7 protein-coding genes and 1 pseudogene are annotated in these 13,791 nt (G+C 69.6%); 4 read left to right on the top strand and 4 right to left on the bottom strand.

What is annotated here, in order from left to right:
• Nucleotides 1-80 precede the first annotated feature (80 nt).
• Complete coding sequence (locus tag ACFVVM_RS20080; RefSeq protein WP_387620225.1) at nt 81-935, top strand: dioxygenase; 855 nt, start codon at nt 81-83, stop codon at nt 933-935.
• A 149-nt stretch (nt 936-1,084) separates the two neighbouring features.
• On the opposite strand, the gene ACFVVM_RS20075 is transcribed toward ACFVVM_RS20080, so the two are convergent.
• Nucleotides 1,085-2,290, bottom strand: a complete 1,206-nt coding sequence (locus ACFVVM_RS20075; RefSeq protein WP_387620222.1) for a hypothetical protein — start codon at nt 2,288-2,290, stop codon at nt 1,085-1,087.
• A gap of 91 nt (nt 2,291-2,381) precedes the next feature.
• On the opposite strand from ACFVVM_RS20075, the pseudogene ACFVVM_RS20070 reads away from it, so the two are divergent.
• A pseudogene (locus tag ACFVVM_RS20070) lies at nt 2,382-2,690 on the top strand (glycosyltransferase); the annotation flags it as partial.
• Here the strand turns inward: ACFVVM_RS20070 and ACFVVM_RS20065 are convergent.
• Nucleotides 2,583-3,023: a hypothetical protein gene (locus tag ACFVVM_RS20065; RefSeq protein WP_387620929.1), complete on the bottom strand. Its 441-nt coding sequence runs from the start codon at nt 3,021-3,023 to the stop codon at nt 2,583-2,585. The pseudogene ACFVVM_RS20070 and the gene ACFVVM_RS20065 sit on opposite strands and share 108 nt — an antisense overlap.
• 113 nt (nt 3,024-3,136) lie before the next feature.
• Nucleotides 3,137-3,802, bottom strand: a complete 666-nt coding sequence (locus ACFVVM_RS20060) for a TetR/AcrR family transcriptional regulator (RefSeq protein ID WP_387620220.1) — start codon at nt 3,800-3,802, stop codon at nt 3,137-3,139.
• Between the two features lie 95 nt (nt 3,803-3,897).
• Between ACFVVM_RS20060 and ACFVVM_RS20055 the strand changes: the two genes are divergently transcribed.
• Nucleotides 3,898-5,190 carry a lipase family protein gene (locus ACFVVM_RS20055; protein WP_387620217.1) on the top strand — a complete coding sequence of 431 codons (1,293 nt, stop codon included), beginning with the start codon at nt 3,898-3,900 and terminating at the stop codon, nt 5,188-5,190.
• 46 nt (nt 5,191-5,236) lie between these two features.
• Nucleotides 5,237-6,805, top strand: coding sequence for an AMP-binding protein (locus ACFVVM_RS20050; protein WP_387620214.1), 1,569 nt, complete (start codon nt 5,237-5,239; stop codon nt 6,803-6,805).
• Nucleotides 6,806-7,028: 223 nt separating this feature from the next.
• Here ACFVVM_RS20050 and ACFVVM_RS20045 read toward each other — a convergent pair whose 3' ends face one another.
• A complete protein-coding gene (locus ACFVVM_RS20045; RefSeq protein WP_387620212.1) occupies nt 7,029-13,733 on the bottom strand; it encodes an amino acid adenylation domain-containing protein in 6,705 nt (2,234 codons plus the stop codon).
• Between the last annotated feature and the right edge of the window lie 58 nt (nt 13,734-13,791).

Here is a 13,791-nt window from a genome sequence, read left to right as displayed (position 1 = left end):
AACTCCCAGCTCGTCCCCAGGTCCGGCGCAGTTCCCGCCCCTACCGTCGTCGGCGACACGGTCAAGGCGAAGGAGCGGCGATGCACGAACACGATCTCGGACTCGGTCACGACCTGCGGGTGATGTCGCGCCGACGGATACTCGGCGCCCTCGGTCTGGCCGGGGTCGCGGCCGCGGCGGCCTGCACCACCTCGACGGATACTCCCGCGACGGAATCCACGGCGACCACCACGCCCGCGGCGGCACCGCAGGAAACCGCGGGCCCCTATCCCGGCGACGGCTCCAACGGGCCGAACGTGCTCATCGAGTCGGGTGTGGTGCGCTCCGACATCACCACCAGCTTCGGCGCGTATTCCGGTGTCGCCCAGGGCGTCCCGATGGAACTCACGCTGAACCTGTACGACCTCGCCCTCGGCGCCGCGGGCGCGGGCATGGCCGTCTACGTCTGGCACTGCGATCGCGAGGGCGGCTACTCCCTCTACAGCGAGGGCGTGACCGAACAGAACTACCTGCGCGGCGTCCAGGTCGCCGACGAGACGGGCACGGTCCACTTCACCTCGATCTTCCCCGCCTGCTACACCGGCCGCTGGCCCCACATCCACTTCGAGGTCTACGACTCCCTCACCACCGCCGTGGCAGGCGACAACGCCCGCCTCACCTCCCAGATCGCACTCCCCCAAGACGCCTGCGAAGCCGTCTTCGCCGCCGACCCCGGCTACGCCACCAGCACCCGCAACCTGTCCGGCGTAACCCTGTCCTCCGACAACGTCTTCGGCGACGGCTGGGACGCCGAACTGGCCACCGTCACCGGCACACCCACCACCACCATGACGGTCTCCCTCACCGTCGGCGTCGCCGAGAAATCCCAGAACACCCAGTCCGACAACGGATCTCCCGGCAGCGACCCGCCACCTGGCGGAGCCCCGCCGCGCTGACCGGCCCGCACCGCTCGTCAATCGAACTGCGCGGTCGCCAGCATCTGCCGTGCGAGCCGTTCCGGCTCCGTCGACCATGCCAGCTCCGACCCGTCGAGTGCGGTTCCTCGCCGCGTGCGCCGTGGTCGCCCCCAGGCTGAGGGCTGCTCTCACTCGCTGGTCAGCCGATGCGCGATCGCCCACGTTCCGCCGACCACCAACAGGGCGAACCCGGCCAGGCCGCCGCCGAGCCCGGCGACGATCCACAACCGGTCCGCGAGGGCGAGATTGCCGTTCAGCGAGACATTGAGCGAGCCGACCGCGAAGGCGATGACAGCGGCGAACACCGCGACCAGCTCCACGGCCCGCACCACCGACCCACGCACGGTGTCGGCCAGCCGCCCGATCTCACGCTCGGTGCGCTCGGCCCGTTCCCGCTCGACCTCGGCCTGACGCGCCGCGACCCGCCCCGCCTTGATCGCTTCCCGCCGGGCCAGGTATTGCCCTTGCAGCAGTTCATGACTCACCCGCCGCCCCGCCGCGGGCAACAGGCGAAGAGCCGTATCAATGCTGACCATGGCCGTCTCGTACTCCCCGCACAGCCACCGCCCGGTCGCGAGCCGGAAGTGCAGGATATGACTGTTCGGATAGGCGAGCAGGGCTTCGGCGGCACTGTCGCGCAGCAACTCGCCCTGACCGGCGAACTCAGGGCTGGCATCGAGTCCGTTGAGCAGCACATCGACCGCGGCGTAGGTGCGATCGCCGTCGCTCCACACTTCGCCGAACAGCGTCCGCGCGTACTCGTCGGTCGCCCGGCGGCTACCGAACGCCGCGAAGGCACGCAGCGCGGTGAACAGCACCGACTCCCGGTGCGGCCCCGAGGCCATGGCCAGCGGCGAGGCGTCGAGGAACTGCGCGAGTTCGTCGAAGAAGAAGTTCGCCCGCAGCTTCCCCGCGTGGTACAGCGTCGCAAAATACGCCTTGTTGCAACCACTGTCGTCGGCGGCGACGATGTCCCCGGTGGCATCGGCGATCTCACCGGCACTCTCCACCGAATCACGCGTGACGAACGCGTACCCGAGCGCCCACTTCTCCCGGATCGGCTCGTGCACCGCGGCGCCGACATGCTCGGCCAGCCAGCCCGCGCACTCCACCGCGGTGTGCAGGGTCGGCTCGGCCTGGAACCGATGGAACCAGTACCGATCGGCACAGATCAGATGCGGATCCCGATCGAAATCGGCCGAGTCCACATCGAACTGCGGCACCACCTGCTGAGCCAGGTACTGCAGCGCGATCTGCTCGCAATCACGTTCCAGCACCCGGGAATTCGCGGCGACCAGCCCGCCCAACGTCGACTCGATCAACGCGTGATCCATGAACGTCCCCTGCCTGCCGCCACACCGGAATGATCAATGTCACTACCTACCACAGGGTTCGACGCGAGTCGACATGGCAGAGTGACCGTTCGTGGAGATCGCGGTGCTCACGGCGGTACACGCCGGGTACGCCCGCTACCTACCCGCCGCGTGGCGTTCACTGTGCGCGCAGACCCACACCGACTGGACCTGGTTCGTCCAGGTCGACGGCCCGCGCGCCCCCGAGGTGGTCTCGGCCCTTGTCGGCTGCGGCGCGACCGACGACCCCCGACTCCACCTGGCATTCAACGGGTCACGAGAGGGCCCGGCGATCGCCCGCAATGTCGCCCTCGGCCGGATCACCACCGCGCTGATCCAGAACCTCGACGCCGACGACGAACTCGAACCACACACCCTGACCACGCTGTCGACCGCGCTCGACCGCGAACCCGACGCCGGATTCGCCGTCGGCCCGGCCCGCGACCTGCTCGGCTCCGGCGAACTCCGCGACTTCCCCTGGCCCTTCCCCACCGGTCTGCTCCCTCGCGGCGCCCTCCTCGCCGCATGGTCGGCCGCCGATGGCCACCGCCCGCCCGTCCACCCGGCCGGGGTGATGTGGCGACGCGATCTGCTCCTCGCCGCGGGCGGCTGGGCGGCCCTGCGCGGTATGGAAGACACCGCGCTGCTGATGTCGGCCTCGGCCCTGGCGCCGGGCGTCATCGTCGACTCCCCCACCCTGCGCTACCGCAAGCATCACCTTCAGCACTCCACCAGACCCTCAATCTTCGAGGGGGGGGGGGGGAGCAAATATCGCTCGTTCGGGCGCGGGCAGCCGCCTTGCTCGCCGGTCCAGGGTGGCTGGCGGCCTCAGCCCGCTGACGCCGCCAACCCCAGGTGCACGACCTCGATGAACGAGGTGAGGTCGCGGATCAGGGTGTCGATGTCGCCCGCGGCGCCCGCGTCGGTGTGCAACCAGTCGGCGACGGTGTCGAACAGGCCGCCGATGGTGGCGACGGCGAGGGCGTGTAGATCTCGGTCGACGCCTCCAGATGGCACGAATTCGTAGTCGCGCCAGAGGTTTTCGAGGAACTGGGCGGCCCAGCGGCGGTTGGTTCGGCGTTGCAGTTCGACCTTCGCCGAGATGCCGCTGGCCTCGCCGAAGGTCACCTTGGCGACGCGCGGGTCGTCGACGAGGGAGTGGGCGAGGGCGCCGATGACGGCGGTCACCACGGCGTCGCGGTCGCCGGAGGTCTCCGCCAGCTCGGCGACGACCCGGTTCTGGGCCTGTTCGCTGAGCTGCTGGAGCAGCGCGAGGTAGCAGTCCTCCTTGCTGTCGAACAGTTCGTAGAACGCCTTGTTGCCCACGAAGGCGGTCTGGCAGATCTGCTCGATCGCGGTGTTGACATAGCCCTCGGCGGCGATCAGCTCGAACGCGGCCGCCAGGATCTGCTCGCGTCGGCGCGCGCGGCGTTGTTCGGCGTCGAGTCCCTGGATGCGCCGGGCGCGGACTTGGCTCTTGTCGGTCGACGTCACGCAGCTCAGCCTACCGATCACCCAATAAGAACAAGAACTCTTGTTCCTAACAAGATGACGTGCTGTAATCAGGATCACTTACCGAAGGAGATGCCATGCAGCGCAGCACGGCCACCCACTCGTCACCGCGATCCCGATGGCGCGGTGTGCGCGCCCTGCCGCTGGTCGCCGTCGCCGCGCTGGTCACCGCGGGTCCCGCGGCCGCGCAGGACTTCCAGCTCCCGCCGCTGCCGAACGAGGCGCAGGTGTATCCGGCGGTCGTGCCGGTCCCGACGCCACAAAACGACCCGTGGTACGACGACCCGGCCGATTTCGGCGCCTACGCCAACGGCGACGTCATCCGCAGCCGCGTCGTGCAGACCTACTCGCTCGGCATCCCGATCCCGGTACACACCACCCAGCTGCTGCTGCGCAGCACCGACGCCCACGACGCGCCGCAGGCCACCGCGACGACCGTGCTGATGCCGGGCATCCCCTGGCTCGGCCCCGGTGCGCGCCCGCTGATCTCGTATCAGGAGGCGATCGACAGCCTGGGCCAGCAGTGCAATCCCTCCTACACGCTGCGGGCCGGGCTGCAGAAGGAGATCGCGCTGATCGGCCAGTTCCTCGCGGCGGGCGCCGCGGTGGTCGTCACCGATTTCGACGGCAAGAAGAACACGATCATGTCGCCGAGCGAGGGGCGCATGGTCCTGGACGGCATCCGCGCGGCCCAGCGCGCCGGGCTCGGTCTCGAGGCCTCGCCGATCGGGCTGTGGGGCTACTCGGGCGGCGGCAATTCCTCGGCGTCGGCGGCCGAGCAGCGCCGGCACTACGCGCCCGAACTCGATATCCGGGGCAGCGCGCAGGGCGGCATCCCCGGCGACAAGGTCGCGATCGCGCCATTCGCCATCTCGGGGCAGCAGCCGCAGGCCAACTTCACCGGGTGGCTGGCGATCCTCGGCCTCGCTCGCGAATACCCCGAGTTCGACCGGGCACTGCAGCAGTATCTGACTCCGGAAGGCAAGCAGGTCGCCGAGGACCTGAAGGACCGCTGCCTCTACACCGCCGTCGGCACCACGCTCCTGCGCCCGGTCGTCGACTACCTCACCGATCCGGAGGCCGCGCTGGCAGCCGCGCACGCGGGACTCGCGGCGGCGAGCTTCGGCAAGCCGGAGAACACACCGGACATGCCGCTGCTCATGTGGCATTCGACCACCGATCAGCTGCTGCCCGCCGAACTGGCGATCACCGACATCGCCGCCGCCTACTGCGCGCGCGGAGTGGACCTGCGCATGTTCTGGGTGCCGATGTCGGAGCACATCAGTGCCGAGATCGTGCCCGAGCTGGGCACCGTCGCCTGGCTGCTCGCGGTAACCGCGGGCGCCGATCCGGGGCCGCGAGTATGTTGACCGCGCGATCTGACCTCGAAACCCATGACCGACAGGCAGATTCGATATGAACCCCACCCACTGGATCCGCACCGCCGACACATCGCTACGACAGATCCGCGCCATGCAACGCGCCGGACTCATCGATCTGCGGCGTCCCGATCAGGTCGTCCGGACCGCCCGCGCGATGCGCCTTCTCGGGCCGATCGCCGGTGGCATCCGGACCGCGGCGCGACGGACACCGCATCGCATCGCCCTCGTCCACGATGATCGGCAGGTCAGCTACCGGGATCTCGACGAGCGCACCGACGCGATCGCCGCCCGCTGGCACGCCGCGGGGCTGCGGGCACGGGACACCATCGGCGTGCTCGGGCCCGATGGTGTCCGCCTGGTCGAAACCATGGCCGCCGCGGCGAAACTCGGCTGCAAACTGGTTCTCCTGAACACCGGCTTCGGTGCGGCGCAGCTGCGTGATGTGCTCGTTCGCGAGCAGGTCGGCGCACTCGCGCTCGACCCGGGTCTCACCGCTTTGTCGGCCGATCTGCCCGACGGGATCACCCTGCTCGACACCGATGGGCCCGACATCACCTCCCGTCTCCCCGACCCGGCCGAGCAAGGCGGGTTCGTCCTGCTCACCGGTGGCACGACCGGTACACCCAAGGGTGCGCCTCGACGAGTCGAATCACCTTTGGCCGGTGCGCAATTCGTCGATCGAGTGCCATTGCGGCGCGGACAGACCGTCCTGCTGTGCGCGCCCCTGTTCCACGGGACCGCCCTGTCGCAGTTCATCCTGGCATTGAACCTCGGTTCGACGATCGTGCTGCACGGCAGATTCGACGCGGCGCGGGCGCTGGCCCAGATCGCCGAACACCGCGCCGACATGGTGGTACTGGTCCCGACGATGCTGCGCCGCATCCTCGACCTGGACCCAGAAGTGTTGTCCACCACCGATACCGAATCGCTGCGGATCATCTTCACAGCGGGCGCCGCGCTGCCGTCCTCTTTGGGGACGAGGGCGATCGAGGTGTTCGGTCCGGTGATCTACAACTTCTACGGTTGCACCGAGACCGGCACCGCGACCATCGCCACCCCGCAGGATTGGCTCGCCGCACCGGGCACGGTCGGCAAAGCGCCCGTTGGTATCTCGGTCGCGCTCTACACCGAGGACGGCACTCACATCACCGAGCCCGGTGTGGTCGGCACGGTGTACGTCGGCAACTCCATCGCCTTCGACGGGTACTCCGGCGGCGGCTCCAAACAGGTGCGCGGCGGCCTGATGAGCACCGGCGACCTCGGCCATTTCGATTCCGGTGGACGCCTTTTCATCGACGGCCGTGACGACGACATGATCGTCTCCGGCGGTGAGAACGTCTTCCCCGGCGAGATCGAGGACCTCCTCTACCGGCACCCCGCGATCACCGAGGCCGCGGTGATCGGCGTCCCCGACGAGGAGTTCGGCCAGCGCCTCGCCGCGTTCGTCGTGCGCGGCGGCGACCTGGACGCCGACGCGGTCCGCACCTACGTGAAGACCCACCTGGCCCGGTTCAAAGCGCCACGTGACGTCATATTCGTCGACGAACTACCACGCACCCCCACCGGCAAGATCGACCGCCGCGGCCTCGCGGCGTTGAGCTGAAACGGAAGGCGGCGACGACGAGGGGTCGCCGCCGCCTCACCGCGGTCCGGTAAGCGCCGAAGTCGTCATCTTCGGACCTGGACAACCGATCACCAGGCACTGGTGGCGCGACCTTCTCGGCCGATAGTTACCTGAAAGCCTGGTGATCAACTGTCCAGTCGGACCATCGCCGACGGGGCCGACACGGCGCCGCACCCGATGGTGGTGGTGGGCGAAGGATCTGTCAGCGGGTGCGTGTATTTGCGCCGAGGGCGGCGGCGAGTACCGGGCCGATGGCGGCGAGTGCGGTCGCACCGGTGATGTCCCAGTGGGTGGCGTCGACGGGGACGTCGCGGATCGCGCCGGTGATGTGGTCGCGCCAGGCGCCTGCGGCTCGGCCCGCGCCACGGTCGTCGCGGTCGGCGGTGAAGAACAGGAGGTCGCCGTCGAAGGGGCGGGGTCGGTAGGCCGTGCCGATCACCTGTGCGTGCAGGATTCCGGCGAAGATGCGGTGCACGCGCTCTTCGGTGAGCAGTTCGAACGGGCCGGCCAGGCCGGACACCAGTTCGACGGCAGCGTCGGGCGTGAATTCGGTGACCGGGGTGTCGATTTCCTGTTCGGTGCCGAGCTGGCCGAGCAGATCGCCCACGGTCACCGGCGTCTCGCTGCGGTAGCCGACGTCACCGACGAAGGAGTCCAGCATGGCCAGGAGCTCGACCCGCTCGCCCGCGTCCTGCAACTGCACCGCCATGGCGTGGGCGATCACGCCGCCGAAGCACCAGCCGAGCAGTCGGTAGGGTCCGTGCGGCTGGATGGCACGAAGGCGCGTGATGTAGTCGGCGGCGAGCGCGTCGAGGGATTCCGGCGGTGCGGTGTCGGTCGCGATCATCGGGGACTGGAGTCCGTAGAGAGGACAGTCGAGTTCGGCGGACAGTCCGGCGAAGCTCCACGACAGGCCGACCACCGGGTGCACACAGAACAGCGGTGCGCCGGTGCCTCGTTCGCGCAGGGAAAGCACTGGGGCGAGGGCGGATTCGTCGTCGGCGCCGGTGTCCTCGGCGATCCGGCGGGCGAGTTCGGCCGGGGACGGATCGCTGAACAGCCAGGTGAGGGCGATGTCGGTGGTCAGCTCGGTGCGCAAGCGGGACACCAGGCGGGTGGCGACCATCGAGTTGCCGCCGAGATCGAAGAAGGAATCGTCGGCCCCGACACGATCGACGCCGAGCACGTCGGCGAACACCGCGGCGATCCGCTGTTCGACCACGCCATCGGGTCGGCGGTACGCGCGCCCGGAGCCGAATCCTGGACGCGGTAGCGCGGCCACATCGAGTTTGCCGTTCGCTGTCAGCGGCAGAGCGTCGATGACGACGACCACAGCCGGAATCTGATGCTCCGGCAACCGATCTCGAAGCAGTCCACGCAGCCGAGCCCCGGCCTCGGCGCGTTCGTGCTCTCCGGAGACTCCGACCCTACGCCCGCCGCTCGTGTCTTCGGCAATCGTGTCTTTGACACTCGCACCGTCCCGAATGCTGCTCGACCGGCCGGGGATCTTCGCGGCCCCGCTGACTTCGTGGATGCGGGCGCGTCGCCCGTTGTCTGCTGCGGCCAGCGCCTGCCGGGCAGCCCACAGCCGTTCCGGTGACGCGTCGACATCCTTGCTCGTTCGCGCACTCGGCGCCATGACGACATACCCGACCAGCTGCGGACCGATACGCGGATCGTCGTGCACAACGACAACCGCCGCCCGGACACCCGGACAATCCAGCAGTGCCACTTCGACTTCGGCGGGCTCGATACGGAACCCGCGGATTTTCACCTGCCGATCCGCGCGACCGAAGTGCTCGAGCTCGCCCGACCGCGTCCATCGCCCGACGTCACCCGACCGGTACAGCACCGCGCCACCGGCGAACGGATTGGCGACGAACCGGGTGGCGGTGAGGCCTGGACGGCGCAGGTATCCGCGCGTCACTTGTGTTCCCGCGATGTAGATCTCGCCCGTGACGCCGGTCGGCACCGGTCGCAATCGATCATCGAGAACATGCACGGTGAGGCCGTCGAGGGGCTGTCCGATCGGGCTGCCCGCGCGCTCGTAGGCGCGGTCGGTGAGTGTGGTGTGGGTGACGTGCACAGTGGTCTCGGTGATGCCGAACATGTTGACCAGCCGCGGTCCGTCCGTGCCGTGCCGCGCGAACCAGCCGGTGAGCCGCCGCGGATCGAGCGCTTCACCACCGAACACTATGCGTCGCAGTGCAAGTGGTGCAGCGTCGCCCGCGCGAGCATCGGCTTCGTCGAGACCCGCGAAAGCCGACGGGGTCTGGCCGAGCACGGTCACCTGCTCGCGGTGCAGGAGTTCGCGCAATTGCTCGGGCGAACGGGCAGTGTCCTGGTCGACGATCACGAGCGTGGCGCCCGTGGTGAGCGCACCCCACAGCTCCCACACCGAGAAATCGAACGCCGCCGAATGAAACAACGCCCACACATCCTCGGGTCCGGTGCCGAGCACCTCCCTCGCCCGATCGAGCAGGGCGACGACGTTGCGATGCTCGACCGCAACCCCTTTCGGCGCACCCGTGGAGCCGGACGTGTAGATCAAATAGGCGCTGTTCGCCGGATGCGCACGGCGGGCGCCCCCCACCTGCCGGCCGGACAAAGAATCCCTCTCCTGGGCCAGCCATTCCAGCGCTGGAGCTTCCGACTCCACCCGCGCGGTCGGCTCCTCCAGTTCCGCCCACCCCGCACGGACCTCCGGCATTACCTGCGGCTCAGGATCCACCAGCTCAACTCGCGATGCCGGAGCCTTTGGCCCTACCCGCAGCCCGGGATCCACCGGCTCGACTCGCGATGCGGGAACCTTCGGCTCCACCCGCTGAGCCGATCCCTCCGGATCAACACGCGACGAGGGCCCCTCTTGCTCAGTCGGCACCGCCGAATCCTGCGACTCCACCCACGCAGCAGGTCGGTGAGTAGTCGCGATGTCGCCTCGTGGAGGCCGCTCTGCGGGCATCCCACGCACGACCAGGTCCTCGGTGATCACGCACACCGGCTGGGCGTCCGTCAACACGTAGTCGATCCGGTCGCGCGGATACCCCGGGTCGATGGGGACATACGCCGCGCCGGTGCGCACCACCGCGACGATCGCCACCACCAGATCGGCCGAACGCGGTAGGACTACCGCGACTCGCTCCTCCGGTGCCGCCCCCAGCCGCACCAGTTCCCATGTCAGAGCAGAACTTCGATCGTCCAGCTCGCGATAGGTCAGCCGTGTCCGCCCGGCACGCACCGCGATGGCGTCTGGATCTCGCTGTACAGCAGCGTCGAACATGTCAGCCAGAGTGAGCGGCGCCCGAACCACCGAAGAGTCGGCTGATAGCGCGCTCGCGATCACGTCGGTGTCGGCACCGGTGTCGGCACTGGCATCGGCGTACGCGTTGGCATCAGCGTCGGCGGCGGCATCAGCGTCGGCGGCGGCGGCATCGGTACCGGCACCGGCACCGGCACCGGCACCGAAGCTGGCGTAGGAGTTGGTACTGGCATCGGCAATGGCATCGTCGGCAATGGCATTGGCATCGGCACAAGCCGACCAGCCCGTCGCGAACCCGGAGCCCGGCAGGCCCACGTCGCTCGACGGGGCCTCAGGCATCGTCGCCGGTGTATCAGCGGGCGCCGTCGCGGCTGCCCGTTCGGTCTCGTCGAGCAGGTCGATATCACCCACCGGCACCGCCGGATCAGTGGCGACGGCGTAGGCGATCCGTTCCAGTGTGCGGGCGAATCGTTCGATCGTCTCCCGGTCGAACAGATCCGTCGCATAGGTGATCGCTGTCCGGATGGTCTCGGCGGTCGGGTCCGACATCGTCAGTTGGAGATCGAATTTCGCTGGTGTCTCCGTCGGTTCGAGCGGTTCGACCGTGAGCCCACCCAGGTCGGTCCGCGCTGCCGCGACCCCGGTCGCCGCGGTGAGTACGACCTGGAACAGCGGGTGGTGGGAGCGGGTGCGGGGCGGATCGAGTTCCTCGACCACCCGGTCGAACGGGACATCGGCATTGGCGAGCGCCCCCAGATCGATGTCGCGGACCCTGGCGAGCAACGCCGTGAACGGGTGCGCGGGAACAACACTGGTGCGCAGCACGACCATGTTCACGAACATGCCGACCAGCGCATCCAGTTCGACCCCACCACGCCCGGCCACCGGTGTCCCGATCGCGATATCGCCACCACCACCGGAACGGGCCAGCGCCACCGCGAGCATCGCGTGCATCACCATGAACTGGGTCGCGCCGTGCGCCACCGCCACCCGCCGCAGCCGCGCGGTGAGCTCCGCATCGAGCTCGAACTCCACCGTCGCACCCCGCCCGGACGCGACCGGCGGATGCGGCCGGTCGACCGGCAGTTCCAGGCGCGGCGCGAGCCCGGCGAGCCGAGCCCGCCAATACCGGACCTGACTGTCCAGCCCCGCCGCACCACGCGCGTCGCCGAGCCACTCCCGATGAGCCAGCGCGTAATCCGCGTACGACACCGGCAACGCTTCGAACTCCGGCGCCACACCACGGAGCCGAGATTCATAGGCACCCAACAGATCCCGCAACAACACATCCAGCGACCACCCATCCGCACTGATGTGATGCACGACCACCGCCAGCACGTGCTCCTGCTCCCCCACGATGAAAAGCCGACTCCGCACCGGCAACTCCCTGGTCAGATCGAACCCGACCGCACCGAACTCCCCCAACACCCGCACCACCTCGCCACCCCGAACCTCAGTCGGCACAAGCACGCTCACCCCACCCCAGAAGCCCGATACGACACCGCGCTCCGCGCTCTCAGCGTTCCGGGTGGGCTCGGGACGGCGCTGCCCACCGGCAGCCACGGAGGCCGGCGGGGGTGCGATCGGCAGCACGTGTTGCACGCCGACACCGTCGTGATCCGGGTACAGCGTGCGTAATGGCTCGTGGCGGTCGATCACGTCGTGGATCGCGAACTGCAGCGCCTCGATCGAGAGGGGGCCGCGGAGTCGCAGCGCCAGCGTGATGTTGTCCGCGGGTGAGCGGTGGTCGAGGCGGTTCAGGAACCACAGCCGTTGCTGGGCGGGAGCCAGGGGTAGCGGGTCCGGACGGGGGCGGCGGGTCGCCGGCGGGCGTGGGGACGATCGGGACAGGTTCCGGATCGCCGCGGCGAGCTGGGCGACCGTCGGCGCGTCGAAGACGGTGCGCACCGGGACGTGTTTGCCGGTGGCGGCGCCGAGGCGGGCGCTGAGCTGGGCGGCGACCAGTGAGTTCCCGCCGAGGGCGAAGAAGTCGTCGGCGGGGCCGACGGATTCCACGCCGAGCAGTCCCGCGACGATGGTCCCGACCAGCCGCTCGACCGAATCACTCGGTGCCACACCACTTCCGGTGGCGAACACGGGTGCGGGCAGCGCACCGCGGTCGACCTTGCCGACGGGGGTCAGCGGCAGATCGTCGAGGACGACCACCGCCGCGGGCACCGCGTGCGCCGGCAGTTGCCGACGGGCGAACGCCACCAGCGCGCGGGTGTCGACGACACCACCACGTTCGGCCGTCACATAGCTCACCGGGACCAGCGCGCCCGCGGGGTTGGTCCACCCGGTGGTGACCGCGGTGCGCACGGCATCGTGCGCGGTGAGCACGGCGTCGATCTCCCCCGGCTCGAGCCGGACGCCGAGCACCTTGAGCTGGAAGTCGGTGCGGCCGAGGAACTCCAGCGCCGACGGTGCCGCGCTGTCGTCGGCGGGACGCACCCGCACCCGGTCACCCGTGCGGTACATCCGCGTGCCCGCGCGACCGAAGGGATCGGCGACGAAACGCGCCGAGGTGGCGCCGGGTTTGCGGCGGTACCCGCGAGCGAGGCCGGGGCCCGACAGGTAGAGCTCGCCCGGCGCACCCGGCGGCACCGGGCGCAGCCGCTCGTCCAAGACCAGCGCCGACCAGCCGTCGAAGACGGGACCGAGCACGACCTGTCCACCCGCCGACAGCGTCGCGGCGGTCACCACCACGGTCGCCTCGGTCGGCCCATAGCTGTTGACGTAGGTGCGCCCCGGCGCCCACCGCGCGACCAGCGCCGGGTCCGAGACGTCCCCGCCGACGACCAGGGCACGCAACGTCTCGTGCACGGCCGGGTCCAGCGTGGCCAGCACCGCGGGGGTGATCACCGCGTGGGTCACCGCCTGGCCCACGATCAGCTCGTCGAGCTCACCACCCCCGGTGATCTCGGGCGGCACCACCACCAGCGCCGCGCCATGGGTGGCCGCCAGCACCACCTCGTGCACGAAGATGTCGAAACCTGGTGAGGCGAGCTGCAATACGCGCGCTGCGCAGCGCCCAGCCGCCGCCGCGCTGTTCGTCGTCGCCGGTGCGAACGAGCCGAGCCGCGCCGACACCTCCGCGACCAGCGGCGCGAGTCCGCGATGGGGCACGGCCACAGATTTCGGCGCCCCGGTCGATCCGGAGGTGTAGAGCACGTAGGCGAGGTCGTCGAGGCGCGACGGGCGCACCCGGTCGGCGTCGGTGATCGGCCCCGGATCGAGTGCGTCGCAGCGCGCCACCAGCTCCGGATCGTCGAGCACCACCCAGTGGATCCATTTCGGCAGGTCGGCCCGCATCGCCCGGGTGGTGATGCCGATCTTGACGCCCGCGTCGGTCAGCAGATATCGCCTGCGCGCCTGCGGCAGCCGCACATCCACCGGCAGGATCGCGGCCCCGGTCGCCGCGACCGCCCAGACCGCCCGCACCAGCTCCGCCGAGCGCGGAAGCGCCAGCAGCACAACAGTTTCCGGCCCGACGGACCGGGCGATCAGTTCTCGGGCGAGCCGGTTCGAATCGGCGGACAGCGCGGCGTAGGTCCAGCTGCGATCACCGTCGACGAGGGCGATCGCATCCGCCGGGCCGCCGCGACCCAGGATCTCACCGAGCGTGGCCTGCTGTTGGCTGGCGGTCATCCTCCGATTAGACCGGCATCCCCACCGAACCGAAAACCCCGATTTCCATGGGCAGAGG

Origin of the sequence: Nocardia sp. NPDC058176 (assembly GCF_042883805.1) — a bacterium.
Classification (GTDB): domain Bacteria; phylum Actinomycetota; class Actinomycetes; order Mycobacteriales; family Mycobacteriaceae; genus Nocardia.
This window is presented reverse-complemented; position numbering and strand designations above follow the sequence as displayed.